The sequence below is a fragment of the Streptomyces sp. NBC_00224 genome (assembly GCF_041435195.1).
In the GTDB taxonomy this organism is placed as follows: Bacteria; Actinomycetota; Actinomycetes; order Streptomycetales; family Streptomycetaceae; genus Streptomyces.
Map to the genome: position 1 here is coordinate 8,268,736 of NZ_CP108106.1, position 18,979 is coordinate 8,287,714.

General features: G+C 70.6%; 17 protein-coding genes and 1 pseudogene. 10 read left to right on the top strand and 8 right to left on the bottom strand.

The window, feature by feature from the left end; all coding sequences use genetic code 11:
- Positions 1–55: 55 nt before the first annotated feature.
- Both OG965_RS37010 and OG965_RS37015 read right to left on the bottom strand, forming a co-directional pair.
- On the bottom strand, positions 56–2,677 hold the full coding sequence (locus tag OG965_RS37010; RefSeq protein WP_371656453.1) for a caspase family protein: 2,622 nt from the start codon (positions 2,675–2,677) through the stop codon (positions 56–58).
- Positions 2,674–3,024, bottom strand: coding sequence for a hypothetical protein (locus OG965_RS37015; RefSeq protein ID WP_371656454.1), 351 nt, complete (start codon positions 3,022–3,024; stop codon positions 2,674–2,676). Before OG965_RS37015 ends, OG965_RS37010 begins: the two co-directional genes overlap by 4 nt.
- A 374-nt stretch (positions 3,025–3,398) precedes the next feature.
- Here OG965_RS37015 and OG965_RS37020 point away from each other — a divergent pair, with 374 nt between their 5' ends.
- The 5 genes from OG965_RS37020 (at position 3,399) to OG965_RS37040 (ending at position 9,397) form a co-directional block, all read left to right on the top strand.
- A complete protein-coding gene (locus tag OG965_RS37020; protein WP_371656455.1) occupies positions 3,399–4,382 on the top strand; it encodes an ABC transporter permease in 984 nt (327 codons plus the stop codon).
- 64 nt (positions 4,383–4,446) lie between these two features.
- Positions 4,447–5,349 (top strand): ABC transporter permease, encoded by a 903-nt coding sequence (locus OG965_RS37025; RefSeq protein WP_371657161.1) that lies wholly within the window; start codon positions 4,447–4,449, stop codon positions 5,347–5,349.
- Positions 5,346–7,433, top strand: a complete 2,088-nt coding sequence (locus OG965_RS37030; RefSeq protein WP_371656456.1) for a dipeptide ABC transporter ATP-binding protein — start codon at positions 5,346–5,348, stop codon at positions 7,431–7,433. Before OG965_RS37025 ends, OG965_RS37030 begins: the two co-directional genes overlap by 4 nt.
- 93 nt (positions 7,434–7,526) lie before the next feature.
- A complete protein-coding gene (locus OG965_RS37035) occupies positions 7,527–9,209 on the top strand; it encodes an ABC transporter family substrate-binding protein (RefSeq protein WP_371656457.1) in 1,683 nt (560 codons plus the stop codon).
- Between the two features lie 11 nt (positions 9,210–9,220).
- Positions 9,221–9,397, top strand: coding sequence for a hypothetical protein (locus OG965_RS37040; RefSeq protein ID WP_371656458.1), 177 nt, complete (start codon positions 9,221–9,223; stop codon positions 9,395–9,397).
- A gap of 61 nt (positions 9,398–9,458) precedes the next feature.
- Here OG965_RS37040 and OG965_RS37045 read toward each other — a convergent pair whose 3' ends face one another.
- On the bottom strand, positions 9,459–10,058 hold the full coding sequence (locus OG965_RS37045) for a short chain dehydrogenase (RefSeq protein WP_371656459.1): 600 nt from the start codon (positions 10,056–10,058) through the stop codon (positions 9,459–9,461).
- Between the two features lie 147 nt (positions 10,059–10,205).
- On the opposite strand from OG965_RS37045, the gene OG965_RS37050 reads away from it, so the two are divergent.
- The 5 genes from OG965_RS37050 (at position 10,206) to OG965_RS37070 (ending at position 14,648) form a co-directional block, all read left to right on the top strand.
- The gene (locus tag OG965_RS37050; RefSeq protein WP_371656460.1) at positions 10,206–11,090 is read left to right on the top strand and encodes a LysR family transcriptional regulator; all 885 of its coding nucleotides are present in this window, start codon (positions 10,206–10,208) and stop codon (positions 11,088–11,090) included.
- A 259-nt stretch (positions 11,091–11,349) separates the two neighbouring features.
- Positions 11,350–11,868: a hypothetical protein gene (locus tag OG965_RS37055; protein ID WP_371656461.1), complete on the top strand. Its 519-nt coding sequence runs from the start codon at positions 11,350–11,352 to the stop codon at positions 11,866–11,868.
- 82 nt (positions 11,869–11,950) lie between these two features.
- A complete protein-coding gene (locus tag OG965_RS37060) occupies positions 11,951–12,799 on the top strand; it encodes a DUF4097 domain-containing protein (protein WP_371656462.1) in 849 nt (282 codons plus the stop codon).
- Between the two features lie 71 nt (positions 12,800–12,870).
- Positions 12,871–13,860 carry an ATP-binding cassette domain-containing protein gene (locus OG965_RS37065; protein WP_371656463.1) on the top strand — a complete coding sequence of 330 codons (990 nt, stop codon included), beginning with the start codon at positions 12,871–12,873 and terminating at the stop codon, positions 13,858–13,860.
- Positions 13,857–14,648 (top strand): ABC transporter permease, encoded by a 792-nt coding sequence (locus OG965_RS37070; protein ID WP_371656464.1) that lies wholly within the window; start codon positions 13,857–13,859, stop codon positions 14,646–14,648. Before OG965_RS37065 ends, OG965_RS37070 begins: the two co-directional genes overlap by 4 nt.
- Positions 14,649–14,764: 116 nt before the next feature.
- On the opposite strand, the gene OG965_RS37075 is transcribed toward OG965_RS37070, so the two are convergent.
- The 5 genes and pseudogenes from OG965_RS37075 to OG965_RS37095 form a co-directional block, all read right to left on the bottom strand.
- Positions 14,765–15,559, bottom strand: a complete 795-nt coding sequence (locus tag OG965_RS37075; protein ID WP_371656465.1) for a GNAT family N-acetyltransferase — start codon at positions 15,557–15,559, stop codon at positions 14,765–14,767.
- 394 nt (positions 15,560–15,953) lie between these two features.
- A pseudogene (locus tag OG965_RS37080) lies at positions 15,954–16,163 on the bottom strand (potassium-transporting ATPase subunit B); the annotation flags it as partial.
- A gap of 143 nt (positions 16,164–16,306) precedes the next feature.
- Positions 16,307–16,843 (bottom strand): universal stress protein, encoded by a 537-nt coding sequence (locus OG965_RS37085; protein ID WP_371656466.1) that lies wholly within the window; start codon positions 16,841–16,843, stop codon positions 16,307–16,309.
- 219 nt (positions 16,844–17,062) lie between these two features.
- Complete coding sequence (locus OG965_RS37090) at positions 17,063–17,971, bottom strand: methyltransferase domain-containing protein (RefSeq protein ID WP_371656467.1); 909 nt, start codon at positions 17,969–17,971, stop codon at positions 17,063–17,065.
- Positions 17,972–18,472: 501 nt separating this feature from the next.
- On the bottom strand, positions 18,473–18,931 hold the full coding sequence (locus OG965_RS37095; protein ID WP_371656468.1) for a TIGR03618 family F420-dependent PPOX class oxidoreductase: 459 nt from the start codon (positions 18,929–18,931) through the stop codon (positions 18,473–18,475).
- Positions 18,932–18,979: the final 48 nt, after the last annotated feature.

Sequence of the window (18,979 nt, forward strand, 5' to 3'; positions counted from 1 at the left end):
CCCGCCGGGGGCAGGCGTGCCCGATCAGCCTCCCCGTCCACCTGGCCGCGGACGATCACCCGGACAGGCCCCCGTCCGTGGAGCGCGGAATCTCCCGGTTGCCCAGGTGGTGGCCCATGCGGACCGCTCGGGACGACGGGTGGGCGATGGCCTTGGTCGACGGTCCTTCCTCGGCGTCGAGGTCGTGACGCAGTTCGTGTGCCTGGTGCATGAGCTGTCGTGCGTGCGCGTGGTTTCCCAGCGCCCACTCGATCTTGGCGATCAGGCGGTAGGCGTAGCTGAGGTTGGCGGGGGTGCCGACCGCCTCGAAGTGCTCCAGCGCGAGACGGGCATGGCGGCGGGCCATCTCCAGGGTTCCGGCCTTGCGGAGAGCTTCGGCCGCCGTCGCGTGCGCGTGGGCCGCCCCCTCCCGATCGCCACGCTCGTCCAGCAACCGGGCCGCCCTCTGGGCCAGTTCGACCGCGTCGGGATACTGCCCCGCGTGGATGCGCAGGGCTGCCTCGGCCACGAGGCACTCGGCCAGCAGCCCGTTGTCGTCCCCGGTTTCCTCCACCCAGGAGCGTGCCTCGGCCTGGAAGGTCAGAGCCTCCTCGACGAGATCGGCGGCCAGAGCCCGCTCGGCCAGGGCCATGAGGTGCCGGCCGTGCTCGGTCCCGGCCTCGGGTGCCGCCTCGGCCGCGCGCCGGAGTTCGGTGGCCACTTCCTGTCGCGTGGCCGACGGGGCGCTCACCGTGGGCGGGACGCGGCCGGGCGCTGGTTCCGCCCCCAGGCGGGCCAGGGCGGCCCGGGCCCGAGCGATACCGGCGCCGTGGCTGTGGTCCGTGGCGTAGCGGTAGGCGGCCTCGGCCTCCTCCTTGGCCTCCTCGGGCCGTTCCTCCTCGTGCAGGGCGTCCGCCACGTCGCAGCCGAGCTCGGTCGCGAGGTTCCACCGGTCCTCGCGCGCCGCCCGCGCCGCCGCGCGCAGTTCGCCGAGCGCGGCGGCCCGCCAGGCCGTGCGCGCACTGTCCTCGCCCGCGGGCCCCAGACGGCCGCGCAGGTGCAGATACAGCGAGGTCCGCCGCAGGACCTCCCCCGCGGGCGTGGTGCGCGAATAGCTGCGGTAGAGGTCGTGGAAGGCATAGCGGCCGTTGGCGCGCTGGAGGAGACCCACATCGACGAGCTCTTCCAGCATCAGCCCGCAGATGCCGGGCGGCAGACGGCACAGGGCGGCTGCGGAACGGCGGTCGAAGTCCGGCCCGGGGTGGCCGGCGCAGTCCCGGAGGACCTGCTTCTGCTGATCGCTGAGTGCCTCGTACGACACGGTGAAGGCCGTACGGACACGGTCGTCGTCGGAGTGCAGATGCTGCAGCGGACGGTCCGACTCCCGCATGGCGTCCAGGAGAAGGTCGGGCGGGGTGCGGCGCAGCCGGGCGGCGATGGGGCGCAGGGCGAGGGGGAAGCAGCTCAGCAGCTCGGCGATCTCGGTGAGTTCGGCTTCGTGCCCGGTGAGCCCGCTGATGTCCTGCATCAACGCCACCGCGTCGGAGACCTCCAGCGGAGCGAGTGCGTAGCGGCGGATGTGCTGCGGCGGCATCGCGTCGGTGAGCGAGGCACGGCTGGTGACCAGGATCAGCGCATCGCGCGGGGTCACGTCGGTGCGGTTGAGCTCGGCGGCGTCCGTGACGTCGTCGAGCAGTACGAGGGGTGGGTGGGTTGCCGGAGGCTTCTGCGTGCTGGGGGGGAGCCGCTGACGCAGCGCCGCCGCCAGCGCCGACTTGCCCACGCCAGGAGGTCCGTGGATGACGAGGACGCCGGGCCCCCGGGCGGCTTCCGCCGTGAGCTCGCGCAGCTCGCGTTCCCGGCCGAACAGTCGCGTGGCGGGCAGTGGCCCCGCGGCGTCGGCGCCGCGGTCGGCTTCGGGCGTTGTCGGCGCCGTGTGCGCGGGGTTGCGGAAGACGGCTATCCGCTCGCCCGAGTTGTGGGCCCCGATCTGCGGGTGCTGGGGGTGTTCCCGGCTGCTCAGGGTCTGGTGCAGCCGGGCGTGCACGGTCCCGAAGTCGAGCACCGGTCCGGCCTCGGGCGCGCCCGTCCGCAGGAGCCCGAGCAGGGCGCCGGTGAAGGCGGACAGGTCCTCGTCGGCCAGGGAGTAGGCGACTTCGGTGGCCGCGCTGGAGGTGAGGACGCAGACGCCGTCGATGTCGGCGGCCTGTTTCAGCAGGGACTCGCGGGTACTCATACCGCCTTCGACAGCGGCTCCGCTGAAGCAGCAGTCGAGGATCATGGCGCACTTGAGGCCGTGCCGACGGTGGGCCGAACGTACCTCGTCCCGGATGTGCGTGTAGGGCAGCGCGCGCCACATCTGCTGTTCGTTGGAGTCGTGCAGGGCGAGGTGAAGGTCGGTCGGCCGGTCGGGGTGCAGCAGTCCGTGCCCGGCGTAGTAGACGAGCAGTGTGTCCTCGGCTTCCCGCACGGCCGCGTCGATGGCCCGCATGACATCGCCGCCGTCGGCCTCGCTGCCGAGTACGCGGCAGCTCGCCGGGGCCAGGCCCCAGACCGCGTCGTCGCACAGGGCGTCCCGCAGTGCCGTGATGTTCCGTTCCACGGCGGGCAGTTGCGCGAGCTGACCGCCCGCGGCGTATGTGGGGATGCCGATCAGTACCGCCCGGGAGGCCGCGGGGTCGGACAGCCGGGCCGTCATGAGTCGGACTGCTCCGGCTCCCGGCGGCCCTGTAGTACCTGGAGAACGTCCTCGGCCGTCCCCTCCAGCACGGTCCCGTCGCTCTCGGTGATCCGTACGGTGGGAGTTCGCGCTCCGTGTGGGCGCCGCCAGGCGGCCGTGGTGACCAGCAGTCCGAGCAGGCCGACCGTGCTGTTCGCCACGGCGGTGATGGTGTCCACGGTCCCCATGGTGGTGGCCGGGGCCCCGGAGGCGCTCGCAGCCCCGATCGTGGTACCGGAACGGGCGACCGACGGATCGCGGAGCAACCACCCGGCCAGGGCCGTGGCGCCCGCGGCGCTCCCCACGCTGATCCGTACCTCGGTCATCCGGCTCCCCCGTGGATCATGCGACCAGTACCAGCTCCAGCAAGGTCAGCATCCCATCTCCGCCTGGCCCATGGGCGGATTCCCGGCAGTTTCCCCCCGTGGGGGCGTTGGTCCCGCCGGGCCGGGGTGCCACCGCTGACCACGGTCGGGGCGCACATCGCCCCGCAATCCAGACGGTTTACTACAGCCGCGTTTCGGCCTCATGGCGGAAACCCTCAAACCCTGGTGTCCCTTCCCAGGTACGGACCAGACTCATGCACGCACGTCTGTGCATACGTTCCGTACCTCCAGAAGGCTCCACCGCGCATGTATACCTCCCTCAGACCCCGTGCCCCCGAGGCATACCTCCCGCGTGCGGTGAGGAGGTGGCGGGCGTGGTGCGCTATGTGACGCGCAAGGCGACGGGCTGGCTCCTGATGATCGTGGTCGCGACCAACGCGACCTACTTTCTGGCCAGTTGGTTCCTGGACCCGCGGTCGAACTTCAAGGAGCTGCGGCCCGTCCGCAGCGAGGCCCAGATCGACCGGGCTCTCGCGCCGTACAACCTGGACCCGAGCGTGCCCCTGGTGCACCGGTGGTGGGACTGGTTCACCGCGGTGTTCCTCCGCTTCGACTGGGGGAAGTCGCCCACCGGTGTCTCCGTCAACGGGGAGATCGGCTACCGGTCGCTCATCAGCGCGGAGTTGGTCGTCATCGCGACGGTCCTGTCCGTCGTGATCGGCGTCGCACTCGGTGTGTACACCGCGTCGCGGCAGTACGGCTGGGCCGACCGCGTCACGCAGGCGGTGTCCATCGCGGTGTTCAACGTACCGGCGTCCGTCGCCGCGCTCGCCGTGGTCTTCGTCGCCATCTGGCTCAACCAGCACGCCGGGCTGCACTTCCTCTACGTCGCCGGTGAGAATTCACCGAACGTCGAGGGGCTGCTCCCCACGATCGGCGACCGGCTGCTGCACCTGATCCTGCCGACCCTGACCCTGACCCTGATGGGTTACGTCGGCTACCACCTGACACAGCGTTCGCTGCTGCTCGACACGATCAACGCCGACTTCGTGCGCACCGCCCGGGCCACCGGGCTCACCCGCGCCCAGGCGATCCGCAGGCATGCCCTGCGAGCCGCGCTCATCCCGACAGCGGCCTCCGTGGCGTTCAGCATCCCGTCCATCTTCACCGGGGCCATCATCACCGAGACGATCTTCGGCTGGAACGGTATGGGCCGCTACTTCATCCAGACCATCAGCAAGAACGACGTGCACGGCACGGTCGCGACGGCCGCCTTCGCCGCGGCGCTGACCGCGATCGGCGCGATCCTCGCGGACATCGCCACCGTCTTCCTCGACCCACGAGTGAGGGTGAGCTGACGTGAGTACCGATGTGAGTGCGGACGTGACGAGCGGTGATGCGTCCCCGGCGACAGCACACCCTGTGCCGCAGGAGGCACTCTCCACCCAGCGCAACGGACGCCACCTCGGCCGCGGCCGGCTCTATCTGCGGCGCTTCCTGCGCAACCGCCTCGCCGTCGTGGGCGTGCTGATCTTCGGTCTGCTGGTGGCGTTCAGTGTGTTCGGCGGCCTGTTCACCTCCTACGCGTACTCCGACGCCGACTTCGCCGCACTCACCCAGCCGCCGAGCGCCGCCCACTGGTTCGGCACCAACCAGGGCGGCAACGACATCTACGCCTCCACCGTGCACGGTCTCCAGCGCTCCCTGGTGATCGCCGTGAGCGTCTCCGTCCTGACCGTCGTCGTCGCGGCCGTCGTCGGCTCCAGCGCCGCCTACTTCGGAGGGCGGGTCGAGAAGGCGACGCTCGCCGTCATCCACTTCCTGCTGATCGTCCCTTCGTTCCTCATCCTCGCCCTGGTCTCCCACCGCCTCGCCGGCGACTGGCGGGTCCTCATCGTCGTACTGACGGTCTTCGGCTGGATGTCCACAGCGCGCGTGATCTGGTCCGTGTCCACATCACTGCGCGAACGGGACTATGTGACCGCGGCCGAATTCATGGGAGTGCGCCCGCTGCGCATCATCGTGCGCCACATCATCCCCAACCTCGGCTCGCTGCTGATCGTCAACCTGACGCTCGGCGTCGTGGCGACCGTACTGAGCGAAACCGCCCTGTCGTTCCTCGGATTCGGCGTCCAGACCCCGGACGTGTCCCTCGGCACGATGCTCGCGGACGGCGCGGGCACCGTCACCAGCGCCCCCTGGCTCTTCGCCTTCCCCGCGGGCCTGGTCGTCCTGCTCACCGTGTCGATGACCTTCGTCGGCGACGGACTGCGTGACGCCCTCGACCCCACGTCCGTGACCGGTGCGGCAGGAGGCCGACGATGACCCTCGCCACGACTGCTTCCTCCCCGCCCGCGGCGCCCACCGGCGCCACCCCCGTGCTCTCGGTGCGCGACCTGCGCATCTCCTTCCCCTCCGAGGCCGGCCCCGTCCAGGCGGTGCGCGGCGTGAGCTTCGATCTCCTGCCGGGCCGCACCCTCGGCATCGTCGGCGAGTCGGGCTCCGGCAAGTCGGCCACCGCGATGGGCATCATGGGGTTGCTGCCGCCCACCGCGGACCTGCGAGGCCAGGTGCTGCTCGGCGGACGCGACCTGATCGGCCTCGACGACAAAAAGCTCTCCGGGGTACGGGGCAACGCCATCGGCATGGTCTTCCAGGACCCCCTCTCCGCGCTCACCCCGATCTTCTCCGTCGGACGGCTGCTCTGTGACGCCCTGCGCGTCCACCAGGACCTCACCAAGCGGGCTGCCTGGGAGCAGGCCGTCGAACTGCTCGACCTCGTCGGCATCCCCGACCCGCACGAGCGGGCCAAGTCCTTCCCGCACGAGTTCTCCGGCGGTATGCGCCAGCGCGTCGTGATCGCCATGGCGATCGCCAACAAACCCTCCGTCCTCGTCGCCGACGAGCCCACCACCGCCCTCGACGTCACCGTGCAGGCCCAGATCCTCGACGTCCTGCGCCTGGCGCAGCGCGAGACCGGTGCCGGCCTCGTCCTCATCACCCACGACCTCGGAGTCGTCGCCGGCCACGCCGACGACATCGCCGTCATGTACGCGGGCCGGTTCGTGGAGCAGGCGGGCGTGCGGGAACTGTTCCGCCGTCCGACCATGCCGTACACCGCCAGGCTGCTCGCCGCCGTACCGACCGTGGACAGCGGCGTCCACCAACCCCTGGTCCCCATCGGCGGGGAACCGCCCCGCCTGGTGGACCTCCCGCAGGGCTGCCCGTTCGCGAGCCGCTGCGCCGTCGCCCTCGACGCGTGCCGCACCGACGAGCCGGAGCTGAGCGCGGTCACCGGACACGGCCACGTGGCCTGCCTGCGCGCCGGCGAGATCGCCGACGGGTCGCTGGATCCCGCGGGCGGTGTCGCCCCCGTCGACCGGTCCACCGGCTCCGAGCGTGCCGCGGCCGGTGAGGTGGTGCTCCGGGTGGAGGACCTCGTCAAGACGTTCCCGATCACCAAGGGCGCCCTCCTCAAGCGCCGGGTCGGCACGCTGCGGGCGGTCAACGGGGTGAGCTTCGAGCTGCGCGCGGGGGAGACCCTGGGCCTGGTGGGGGAGTCGGGCAGTGGCAAGACCACGACCCTGCTGGAGGTCCTGCGGCTCAGGAAGCCGGAGGGCGGCCGGATCGAGATCGCCGGCACCGACGTCAGTACGGTCGAAACCACCACGCGCAAGCGGGAGTTGAGGCGGGACGTACAGATCGTCATGCAGGACCCGCTGGGGGCCCTGGACCCGCGACTGCCCGTCTTCGACCTGCTGGCCGAACCCCTGCAGGCGATCGGACGGGACCGCGACTCGATCCGCTCCCGTATCGCGGAACTGCTGGCTCTGGTCGGGCTGGACACTTCGGTGGGCGACCGGTTCCCGGCCGCTCTCTCGGGCGGGCAGCGTCAGCGGGTGGGCATCGCCCGCGCCCTGGCCACCGAGCCCAAGCTGCTCGCCCTGGACGAGCCGCTCTCGGCCCTGGACGTGTCGGTGCAGGCCGGAGTGATCAACCTGCTGGCACGGCTCCAGCGTGAACTCGGGCTCGCCTACCTCGTGGTGGCCCACGACCTGGCCGTGGTCCGGTACGTATCCGACCGCATCGCGGTGATGTATCTGGGGCACATCGTCGAGACCGGGGACACCGAGACGATCTTCTCCGATCCCAGGCACCCGTACACCCGGGCACTGCTGTCGGCGATCCCGGTGCCCGACCCGGAGCGCGAACGCACCCGCGAACGCGTCGTGCTGCAGGGCGAACAGCCCAGCGCCGCCCGACTGCCCGCCGGCTGTGCCTTCGTCGACCGGTGCCCGCTGTACCGCCTGGCCGCCGCCGACGTACGGGAGCGCTGCCGCACGGAACGCCCCGCGCCGGCCGAGGTGGCCGGGCAGCCGGGACACCAGTACGCCTGCCACGCCGTCTGAGCACCCACCAGAACCCGAACCCCCAACCCTGCCCGGTCGCGGTCGAACCCGATCGCGACCGATCCGGAACCGAACCAAAGGAACCATTCCGCCATGCGCGCAAGACTGGCCCTGCCCATCGCCCTCGTCGCCGCCATCTCCGTCGCCGCCACCGCGTGCCAGTCCTCCTCCGACAAGGACGCGGCGAAAGGCGACGGCAAGGACGTGCAGAAGGCCGCGTCGTCGGCCGCCGACTACAACCCGAAGCCGTACGAGAACATCAAGGACGGCGGCACCTACACCACGGTCGGAACCTTCGACGAGCAGGGCAACCCGTTCAACGTCAATGGCACCTTGACCGCATCACGGGTCTGGTCCTGGTACAACGCCGACGCGATCACCTACGCACCCACCGGCGAAGTGCAGTACAACCCCGACTACTACAGCGACGTGAAGGTGTCCGTGGAGGGCGGCAACCAGAAGGTCACGCTCACGATCAACCCGAAGGCCACCTTCAACGACGGCACCCCGATCGACTGGACCGCGATCCAGGCCACCTGGAAGGCCAACAACGGGTCGGACAAGGCCTACGCCGCCTCTTCTACGGACGGCTACGACCGGATCACCTCCGTCGAGCAGGGCAAGGACGCCAAGCAGGCCGTCATCACCTTCAAGGGCGTCAACGCCGCCTGGTCGAGCCTGTTCACCACGTTCCTGCACCCCAAGGCCGCCACCGTCGACAACTTCAACAAGGCGTACGTCAAAACGGCCCACCCGGAGTGGGGCGCGGGCCCGTACACCGTAGGAACCTGGGACACCCACTCGGGCAACATCACCTTCGTCCGCAACCCGAAGTGGTGGGGGAAGAAGGGCAAACTCGACAAGCGCGTCTACGTCAACCTGGAGTCGACCGCGGCGGTCAACGCCTTCAAGAACGGTCAGGTCGACTACACCTCCGCCTCCGACGCGGAAAGCCTCAAGCAGATCAAGGGACTCAAGGGCACGGAGATCCGCAGCGGCGGCAGCCCGTTCGAGTACGCGCTGTACTTCAACACGAAGTCGTCCGTCCTCGCGGAGAGCGACGTCCGCAAGGCCCTCCAGCAGAGCATCGATCGCACCCAGATCGCGAAGATCCAGTTCCAGGGGCTCGACTACAAGGAGCCGCTGCCCGGCTCGGCCGTGCTCTACAGCTTCCAGAAGGGCTACCAGGACAACGTCTCGGCCGTGCTGACGTACGCGCCCGACGAGGCCAAGAAGACGCTCGACGCGGCGGGCTGGAAGCCCGGGGGCGACGGCATCCGCGTCAAGAACGGCAAGAAGCTCGAAGTCGGCTACACGCTCATGGGCGATGACCCGCTGGCCAAGGCCACCGCCGGCGCGTTCGCCGCGATGCTGAAGCCGGCCGGCGTCCACCTCGTGATCAAGAAGGCCGACGACGCGGACTTCTCCAAGATCCTCAGCGAGCGCAGGTTCGACCTCTTCGTGTCGGGAAACCGCTCCATGGACCCGTTCGGAGCCCGCTACCTGTGCGACTTCTACTGCTCCGACCGCGACTCCAACATCACCGGCTCGGGCACCCCGGCACTGGACAAGGAGATCCGCGCCGCAACGCAGATCGCCGACCTCGACCAGCAGATCACGGCGGTCAACAAGATCGAGCAGAAGGCGCTCCAGCAGTACGCCTTCCTGCCGCTGTACAGCGGCCCCTCGACCTACGGCGTGAAGAAGGGACTCGCCAACGTCGGCGCGACCATCTTCAACAGCCCGCTGCCCGAGACGGTGGGCTGGGCGAAGTAACGCGCTGCGGCATGGCGCGAAGCCGGGGCCCGCGCACCCAGGCAATCCCGGGGTCCGGCCTCGGGCCGGCGATCGTCCACGACCTCGTCACCGCCGACCACGGCACCGTCTTCGCCGCTGCCGCACCCGACGGCGGCGCCGAGGTCGGTTTCCGTCTGCCTCCCCACGACCCGGTGGGCTGCATGTGAGGGTCAGGGTGAGGGTGAGGGTGCAGGCCGGAGGGTGAACCGGTGCAGGTCTGCCGGAGTGCTAGCGCACCCGGTAGACCTGCCCCGTCTGTGCCCCCTCGACCGAACGGACGTACGCCGTCGCGACGCGTGCCGCCGGGACGGGCTCCATGCCGGCGAAGAACGGCCCGTAGGCGGGCAGGGACTCCTCGGCCACCGTCGGGCTCACCGCGTTGATCCGCTGCGGCGGGAGCTCGATCGCGGCGGCCCGCACGAACGCCTCGACCGCGCCGTTGGCCGCGGACGCGGCGGCGCCTGCCACGATCGGCTCCTCCGTGAGGATCCCGCTGACCAGCGTGAACGAGCCGGTCGCGGCGACGTGCCGGGCGCCTTGGCGGACCAGCTCCAGCTGGCTGAGAGCCTTGCCGCGGAACGTCGCCGCGAAGTCGCCCGCGGTCAGCTCGGCCAGCGGCTTGAACACGGCGTCGCCCGCCGCCACGGCCACCGCGTCCAGCGGACCGGCCTGCGCATACATCCGGGCCACGGCCTCCGGGTCGGTGACGTCGCAGACCAGGTCCCCGCCCGTGCGGCCCACGCCGGTCACTTCGTGGCCGCGCTGCGCGAGAGCCTTGTGCACCGCCGAGCCCAGCGTGCCGCCCGCGCCGATCAGAAGAATCCTCACAACCCACCATCCAATGCCTGGAAAAGAATCCCGGAAACACGGAGTGCCTCGGGGAGGGAACCGGGCGAACCACCCGGTGTATCCGACGCTACGGATCGCGCCCCGCACCCGGAAATGCCATCTGGGCAGTGACTATGCTTGCCAGGCATGGATGTGGAACTGCGTCACCTCAAGGCCCTGGCCGCCATCGCCGAGGCAGGCACCGTCACCGCCGCGGCCGCCGAGCTGCACATGACGCAGCCCGCCCTCTCCCGCACGCTCGCCCAGCTGGAGGCCCGCGTGGGGGTCCGCTTGGTCGACCGCTCCTCCCGGCACCTGGACCTCACCCGGGCCGGGGCGACCCTCCTCGGCCACGGGCGCGCCATCCTCGCCCACCTCGACGCGGCACTCGCCGACACCCGGGCCGTCGACCGGCCGCTGCGGCTCGGCTACACGTGCGCGGTCCTGGGACAGCAGACCGTCCCCCTGCTGCGCTCCTGGCGGCAGGCGCACCCGCACGCGCCGCTCGAAGTGGTCCGGCAGGACAACAGCACCGCGGGCCTGGCGACCGGCGACACCGACGTGGCGGTGCTCCGCACCGTCCCCGCCGACCCGCGCATCCGCACCGAGGCTCTCTACACCGAGGACCGGGTCGCCGCCCTGCCCGACGACCACCCGCTCGCGACCCGTGACCGGGTGCGCCTGGCGGAGCTCACCTCCGGCCCGCCCCTCCCGCTGACCCTGTGGCCGGACACCGGCACCGCCTCGGTGGACCTCTGGCCCCCGGAGCAGCGCCCGGACCGTACGGTCGAGGTACGCAACGTCGACGAGTGGTTGAACCTCATCGCCACAGGCGGCGCGTTCGGCGTCGGCGCCGCCGGTACGGCGGAGAGCCACGGCCACCCCGGTGTGCGCTTCATCCCCCTCGACGACGCCCCCGTCGCCACCGTCTACCTCGCCCGCCCGGCTCACCCCACGCACCCGCGCACGGAGGACTTCCTCGCGGCAGTGCGGGAGGTGGTCAGCACCCTGCCGGACGGAAATTCGGGCTGAGCCCCTGCTGCCGCCTGCGTTCATGCGTCAGCCGCGCCCGGCCGGTGTCCCATGGCGTTACGTGGCACCTGGTGGCACCGTCTGGTGCCATCCGGTGCCATTTCGCGACCCAAGCAGCGCATGGGCGCGCATGGCGGCGCAATGGCTCAGGTTGCCTGCTCTATGTTTCCGCAGGTCAGGGCCACCATCCTCAAGCTCATCCGAGATAAGGCACCACTTGGGTTTGCGTATGGCGCCATAGTGGTGCCACCATGGCGTCATGGACCTCACCCCGTATGTCGACACCCTTCGCCGCGAGCTCGCGGTGGCCGCCGAAGCCGGCGGCGAAGATGCCCGCGCACTGGCGGAGAGGCTCACCGCTCCGCTGGAGTCGGCGACGCGGTTGACCATGCTCAATGTGCTCTCCGCCGCGATGGACGAGGTCACCCGCGAGCTTGCCCCCGGCTCGGTCGACGTACGGCTGCGTGGGCTCGACCCCGACTTCGTGGTGACGCTGCCGCCCGCCGACGGTGGTGCCCCGGCGGAGCCGACCGCGCCCGTCGAACCGCTCGCGGTGCAGGTCCCCGCCGACGGTGACGAGGGTGGCACCGCCCGCGTCAATCTGCGTCTGCCGGCCCACCTCAAGGCGCGCGCCGAGGAGGCTGCGAGCCGCGAGGGCCTGTCGGTCAACGCGTGGCTGGTGCGGGCCGTGTCGGCGGCGGTCGACGGCGGTACGCGGCCGCGTACGACGGAGAAGGCCCACGCCGTCGGACAGAACTTCACGGGCTGGGTGCGCTAGCCGCGCCCTGCCAGCCCCACTTCACTCTCATCACGTCCCCACCAGCGGGGACGCCCCGACGACCCAAGAGGACGGGACAGTCATGCCTTCTTTCGATACCCCCGCAGCGATCTCCGCCACGGCGCACGTGGAGGCCGGTTCCATCCAGTTCACCGCGGGCGACCGCCTTGACACCGTCGTCGAGGTGCGGCCCCGCGACCCGAAGAAGGACCTGGATGTGCGGGCGGCCGAGCAGACCGAGGTCACGTACGCGAACGGCGCGCTGACCGTCAGGACGCCCAAAGGCAATCTGCTCGGCCTCGGCCGCACCGGCACCGTCGACGTGACGGTCGAGCTGCCCACGGGCTCGCGTATCGACATGACCGGCGCCTGGGCCCAGGTGCTCGGCGAGGGCCGGCTCGGTGAGGTCCGCGTGAAGACCTCGTCCGGCGATGTGCGCCTCGACACCACCGGGCCGCTGCACCTGAAGGCGTCGCACGGGTCCATCACCGTCGACCGTGTCGAGGGCACGGCCGAGATCACCACCAGCTCCGGCAGTCTGCGCGTCGGCACTGTGGACGGCTCCGCCGTCCTGAAGAACTCGCACGGCACCACGACCGTCGGCGCCGCGACCGGCGAGCTGCGGGTGAGCGGCGCCAACGGGGACATCGACATCGCGCGCGCCGAGGACTCGGTCACCGCCACCACCGCCCACGGCACCCTGCGTGTAGGCGAAGTGGCTCGCGGTACCGTCCAGTTGGAGACCTCCTACGGCGCCATCGAGGTCGGCATCCGCGAGGGCACGGCCGCCTGGCTCGACGCCGGCTCGGGCTCCGGCCAGGTGCGCAACACGCTCACCGCGTCGGAGGCTCCGGAGGGGACCGAGGACACCGTCAAGGTCCGCGCCCGCACCCGGTACGGCAACATCGACGTCCGCCGCGCCCGGGCCTGAGTGCCTGAGCACCGGCCCCGCGAACTCGCCCACTCACCCCAGTCACTTCACCCTTCGAACGGGAGGGCTCCATGGCTTCATCTGTCATGCCCACGTCCAGGCGGGGCGATGGTCCGCAGTCGCCCGCCGCCGTCTCCACCGTCGGTCTGCGCAAGTCGTACGGCGACAAGACCGTCCTCGACGGCATCGATCTGCGCATCCCGGCCGGTTCCGTGTTCGCGCTGCTCGGGCCGAACGGCGCCGGCAAGACCACCGCCGTAAAGATCCTCTCCACCCTCATCTCCGCCGACGGCGGGCAGGCCCAGGTCGCGGGCCACGACGTTGCCACGTCACCCGACGGGGTGCGTCGCGCGATCGGCGTCACCGGTCAGTTCTCCGCCGTCGACGGCCTGATCACGGGCGAGGAGAACATGCTCCTGATGGCGGACCTGCACCACCTGTCCAGGCGGGAGGGGCGGCGGGTCGCCGCCGAACTCCTTGAGCGCTTCGACCTGGTGGAGGCGGCGAAGAAGCCCGCCTCCACCTACTCCGGCGGTATGAAGCGCCGCCTGGACATCGCCATGACGCTGGTCGGCAATCCGCGGATCATCTTCCTGGACGAGCCGACCACCGGCCTCGACCCGCGCTCGCGGCACAACATGTGGGGGATCATCCGCGAGCTGGTGGCGGGCGGCGTCACCGTCTTCCTCACCACCCAGTACCTGGACGAGGCCGACGAACTCGCCGACCGCATCGCCGTACTGCACGACGGCAAGATAGCCGCCGAAGGCACCGCCGAGGAGCTGAAGCGGCTGATCCCGGGAGGGCACGTCCGGCTGCGCTTCGCCGACCCGGTCGCATACCAGAGCGCCGCGTCCGCGCTGCGCGAAGTCGCCCGGGACGACGAGTCGCTGTCGCTGCAGATCCCCAGCGACGGCAGCCAGCGCGAGCTGCGCTCCCTCCTGGACTGGTTGGACGCGGTCGGCATCGAGGCCGACGAGTTCACCGTGCACACTCCCGACCTCGACGACGTGTTCTTCGCCCTGACCGGCTCCACCGAGCCGAAGGAGTCTGTCCGATGAGCTCCCTCTCCCTTGCCGTGCGTGACTCGTCCACGATGCTGCGGCGCAATCTTCTCCACGCGCGGCGCTATCCGTCCCTCACGCTGAACCTGCTGCTCACGCCGATCATGCTGCTGTTGCTCTTCGTCTATATCTTCGGCGACGTGATGAGCGCGGGCATCGGCGGCGGCGGTCCGGACCGCTCCCAGTACATCGCCTACCTCGTGCCGGGCCTCCTGCTGATGACCATCGGCAGCACCACGATCGGCACCGCAGTGTCCGTCTCCAACGACATGACCGAGGGCATCATCGCCCGCTTCCGCACGATGGCGATCCACCGACCCTCGGTGCTCGTCGGGCACGTCGTCGGCAGCGTGCTGCAGTGCGTCGCCAGCGTGGTCTTCGTCGGCGCCGTCGCCGTGGCCATCGGCTTCCGCTCCACGAACGCCACGGCCCTGGAGTGGCTGGCCGCGTTCGGACTGCTCGTGCTCTTCGCCCTGGCGCTCACCTGGATCGCCGTCGGCATGGGCCTGATCAGCCCGAACGCCGAGGCCGCCAGCAACAACGCGATGCCACTGATCTTCCTCCCGCTCATCTCCAGCGCCTTCACCCCGGTCGACTCCATGCCGGGCTGGTTCCAGCCGATCGCCGAATACCAGCCCTTCACCCCCGCCATCGAAACCCTGCGCGGCCTCCTGCTCGGCACCGAGATCGGCAACAACGGCTGGCTCGCCATCGCCTGGTGCCTGGGTCTCGCGGTGCTCGGCTACTTCTGGTCGACGGCGAGGTTCAACCGCGACCCGAAGTAGCCGAGACGACCGCGCGGGCTGCCTCCCGAGACTCGTCCCGCCCCGGGGCGGCGTACTCCGACACCGCGTCGGCGTACGCCGCCCCGTCCATGTTGGCCTCCACGCTCGCCCCGGAATCACCCAGTCCGCGCGGAAATGCGGGTACTCGTGATTCCTCGGGCTGCTGCCGACCCGGTCGCATGGTGGACGTACTCCCGCTCCAGACGGAAACCGGCCGTCCACGCGAGCAGGCGGCTGGCCCGGTTGTATCGGGAGCAGGTCCAGCTGGCGGTACGGCCGCGGGCGGAAACGTCGGCGCAGAGGGCGACGACGCAGCTGAGGGCGAGTTGTTGGCGGCGGTGGCCGGGGGCGGTGACCACGGCGATGTCCTCGTACCGGCTGCCGAGGAAGTAGGTACAGGCGACCGCGAGAAGGCGGTCCTTGTGGAAGGCGCCCCAGGTGTGCCCGGAGGCGGCGAGCCCGCCGGGGCCGCCCCAACTGGCGTGGATCCAAGAGGAATCGGCATCGAGCGAGGCCAGCGCCTGGGCGTCGGCCGTGTCCATACGCCGCAGACTCACCCCGTGCGGGGGCCGCGGCGCCTCCGGCTTCTCGCGCCGGATGTACACCATCCGCTCCCAGGGCACGACACGGTCGAAGGAGGCGCCGAGCAGCGCCTCGAACTGGGCCGGGGCCTGCACGTATCGACCGGCCAGCGGGGCGAGCGCGGCGGGAGTCACGGCACCTGGTTCTCCGCGCAGGAGGACGTGGCCCGCGCAGGCGACGGCGACCATGTGGGGTCGGTCGGCCCGGTCCACCCACAGACGGCCGACCTGGGTTGCGAGAGCGTGCTCGGCCAGGGCTGCCGCCCCCGCAGAGGCGCGGGGGAACCAGCGGGCGTAGGCCGGGAGTTGGTGTATTGGCAGCTCCAACACGGGAGTCCTCCTGATTCGGGAAATGGGTGGGGGCGGGCGTTCCCCTGTCCGGCTCGCCCGCCCCTTGCCTCGTCGGCTGGGTGCCGGACAGGATTGCGGAAGTCATGGTGGATTCGTGGGTACGGGCACGGTGAGGTCACCCCGGGGAGGGGGGCGGTCGACCTGCGGGAAATGGAGACGCGCGTACGCCGCCGGGTTTGGGACGGCGGCGGCGTACGCGCGGGGGAGGCGCGGCTCTACAGAGCCGGCACGGGAACAGCACGCACTACCGGAGGCATCGGATGCGGTGGCCGGTCGTCATGGCGCGGACTGCTGTTCACAACACTGATCCAACTCCGGGACGATCCCGGACACAAGAGACCGGTCCAGTCCTTGACGCCCCTCTGATACGGGGTCAGCCGAGCCCGGGAATCATCGAGACGAAGAGGTCGACGGGCTTGATGCCGAGAAACGGCAGAACCAGTCCGCCGAGCCCGGAGAGGGCGAGGTTGCGCCGCAGCAGGTCGTGTGCGGAGGCCGGGGTGTAACGCACGCCGCGCAGGGCGAGCGGGATCAGCGCGACGATGATCAGGGCGTTGAAGATGATCGCCGAGGTGATCACCGAGGCGATGGGCGGCACGCTCACCGCCGAGGGCACCCCGGGCGGCGGGATGACCATGGTCCTCACACTGCGCCCGGGACCGGATCACGTGCCGGTCATGCCTGAAGTACCCGCGTCGGCCACGTCCTAGCGGGAATCGGTCGCGGTCAATCTGCCAACTCTCTTACGTCCAGGGGAAGTCGCCACGAGTTGCGGCGCTGCACGGCGTCGAGTTCGCGCTGGAGGGGTGAGGGCGGAACGGCCAGCACCGGGCAGGTGGCGTGCGCCAGGCAGTACCGGGCGACCGAGGGACGCGCCATTCGCCGGAGCCGCCCGCGGGTTCCGGCGCCGACGACCAGCAGGTCGCCGCTTCGACCGGCGGCCTCGACCAGCGCGGGCCCCGGCCTGCCTCGTACGACAAGACCCTGGAGGGGCACCCCGGGCCCGCTCGGCCCGAAGGCGCAGTCGAAGGCGTTGAGCAGCTGCTCGCCCGCGATCCGCCGGCATTCGGCCAGCAGGTCGAGCGTGGGCGATTCGCGGTGCCCGAGCTCGCCACCGGGTGGGGCCCAGGCCAGTACGGCGCAGAGCGTGGCGCCCGAGCGCCGGGCTTCGACGGCCGCGCGGTGGAGGGCCGTCAGGCTGCCCAGCCTGCCACTGACCCCGACAACGACCCGCGGCTCGGGCACCGCGTCCACGGCCGTCACCGCTCCTCGACGTGCAATGCGTTCATAAGCCCCATGAGAAGGCAGGACATTATTGATTTGTCCTCCTGTTGGCATGTTCCATACGCGGAACCGGCCTGCTCTTACACGCTCCTGACGGTGACAGCCGAGGTGCGGCTTCGGGATGGGCCGGCCTGGACAGGGAAGGCTGGGCAGACGAAGAAACGGCACCGCACGTCAGGCGGTTCCATCACCTTCGTCTCATGTCGGGGAAAGCGCGATCTGGATGCTCTGTTGTCCCTCGCGAAGGGTGACGCGGTAGTCGGCGTCGGCGTAGGCGGGCCAGCTGCCGGTCGCGGTCGGCCAGCCGAGCTCGCTGTAGGGGCGTTCTTCGCGTTGCCCGCGGACCTTCATGAATGCCACGCCGGTCACCAGGCGGCCCTGTGCGCCGCCGTTTCCGTCGGCGACGAGCCGCAGCAAGGCGTCGTGGCCGAAGGGGCCGTTGAACGGGGTGATGATGACCGCACCGGGTGCGGCCTGGTCGAGCCAGGCCTGTGGGATGCGGCGGACCGCGGCGGTCGAGATGATTCTCGTGTACGGAGCCCGCCCTGGGTATCCCTGCTCCCCGTCCCCGCACACGACGGTCGGCCGCAGACCGAGGTGGGCGAGCTTGTCCCGGGCCAGGTCGGCGAGGTGTTCGTCGATCTCCACGGTGACCAGTTGCTGCGAAGGAATCCGTTGGGCCAGGAGCGCGGTGCTGTAGCCGGTGCCGGTGCCGATCTCCAGGGCCCGGTCGCCGGGGTGGGGGGCGAGGTAGTGCAGCATGTCGACGACGACGGCCGGGCAGGAGGCGGCAGACGTGAACGCCTCCTTGGTCGGTCCGTCCTGCGGCTGCACACGGCCGTCGGCAACCTGCGTGATGAGTGAGGCCTGGGCGGTGTAGACGGCCCGCAGCCACGAGCGTGGCCGCACCGCACGGTCGATGACCGGGTGCAGTCCGTCCGCACCCGGGTGGGGCCACCAGACCTGGTCCGGCACGAAGTGCTCGCGCGGTACCGCCAGGAATGCCTCCCGCAGCCAGGGCCGCTCGTGGAAGTGGCCCGTGGGCCGTGAATCGAGTTCGGCCGCGCACTGAGCACGCAGCTCCTGCGGGTCCACCCGGCTTGCCATGGCCGGCCGTGCGCGTCTAGTCGTCCTCTGGCGGTGGGGTGGGTTCCGGCTCCGGAGCAGGATTGCCCGGATCGCCTGGCGAGCTGTGCGGCCCGCCCACCTGCCCGTCCGAGTCCTGACGGCTGCCCATGAACACCTCCAGTGCGAGCGCGGCGGCCAACTCACGGCTGTGGCCGCCACGTTACCCGGACGGTACCCCCGCGGCGGGGCCGGAGGTAGAGGGCGGGCTGTCACCCCATGTGCGGGCCCAGCGCGCCCAGCAGCAGGGCGACCTCCCTGCCGCCGCCGCCCCCACCTCGTCGCTGTGTGCGAGACCGCAGCGTCAAACCCGGTACACATCCCCGGGCACTGCTATCAGCGACGGCTGACGCCGAGTGGTCCCTACACCTGCCGCAGCTCCCATCACGTCGGCAGCACGCGGACGAATCCGCCGTCCTGGGGCGTGGACCGGATCAGCCAGGAGAGGCCGCCGCTCAACAAGCGTTGCGCCGGTGACCGGTCTCAGCCGTTGATGTCGAGTGCCGTCCCGTACAACCGGGTTACCTTGAGCCGGATGACCACCCGGCGCTCGGCGACCAACTGCTCCAAGAACGCGTCTTCGTCCTGCGGCTTCGCGGCCTCTGGCACCATCGCGAGCAGCTCTCGCCCGGTCGCGTCACCGGGTGTGGTCGTGATCTCGGAGACCTCGGCCTCGCCCTCGGCCACGGCGAACGACCATACATCGGCACCCGGAACATGGACGGCCGCGCGTCGGTCGCGCCGCAGCTGCTTGACCTTGATGCGGTCGGCAGTGGTGGAGAACCGCACGATGCGCGCTTCGGCGTCCCAGGCGTAGAGCATGGTGGTGAGATGAGGATGGCCACTGCTCTTATTGGTGGCGAGGGTGCCGAACTGCTGAGTGCTCAGCAGTTCGGAGAGGGCATCGTCGGACAGGGAGCGGGGTGCTGGGCCTTGAGTCATGACGTACTCAACTGCCCTGTGTTCCGGGGCATTCCACCCGGCAACGGG

What these genes read in the sequence shown, in the direction of transcription:
- OG965_RS37010 (WP_371656453.1), bottom strand. Translation starts at nt 2,677, where the DNA reads ATGACGGCCCGGCTGTCCGACCCCGCGGCCTCCCGGGCGGTACTGATC.
- OG965_RS37015 (WP_371656454.1), bottom strand. Translation starts at nt 3,024, where the DNA reads ATGACCGAGGTACGGATCAGCGTGGGGAGCGCCGCGGGCGCCACGGCC.
- OG965_RS37030 (WP_371656456.1), top strand. Translation starts at nt 5,346, where the DNA reads ATGACCCTCGCCACGACTGCTTCCTCCCCGCCCGCGGCGCCCACCGGC.
- OG965_RS37035 (WP_371656457.1), top strand. Translation starts at nt 7,527, where the DNA reads ATGCGCGCAAGACTGGCCCTGCCCATCGCCCTCGTCGCCGCCATCTCC.
- OG965_RS37040 (WP_371656458.1), top strand. Translation starts at nt 9,221, where the DNA reads ATGGCGCGAAGCCGGGGCCCGCGCACCCAGGCAATCCCGGGGTCCGGC.
- OG965_RS37050 (WP_371656460.1), top strand. Translation starts at nt 10,206, where the DNA reads ATGGATGTGGAACTGCGTCACCTCAAGGCCCTGGCCGCCATCGCCGAG.
- OG965_RS37055 (WP_371656461.1), top strand. Translation starts at nt 11,350, where the DNA reads ATGGACCTCACCCCGTATGTCGACACCCTTCGCCGCGAGCTCGCGGTG.
- OG965_RS37060 (WP_371656462.1), top strand. Translation starts at nt 11,951, where the DNA reads ATGCCTTCTTTCGATACCCCCGCAGCGATCTCCGCCACGGCGCACGTG.
- OG965_RS37065 (WP_371656463.1), top strand. Translation starts at nt 12,871, where the DNA reads ATGGCTTCATCTGTCATGCCCACGTCCAGGCGGGGCGATGGTCCGCAG.
- OG965_RS37070 (WP_371656464.1), top strand. Translation starts at nt 13,857, where the DNA reads ATGAGCTCCCTCTCCCTTGCCGTGCGTGACTCGTCCACGATGCTGCGG.
- OG965_RS37090 (WP_371656467.1), bottom strand. Translation starts at nt 17,971, where the DNA reads ATGGCAAGCCGGGTGGACCCGCAGGAGCTGCGTGCTCAGTGCGCGGCC.
- OG965_RS37095 (WP_371656468.1), bottom strand. Translation starts at nt 18,931, where the DNA reads ATGACTCAAGGCCCAGCACCCCGCTCCCTGTCCGACGATGCCCTCTCC.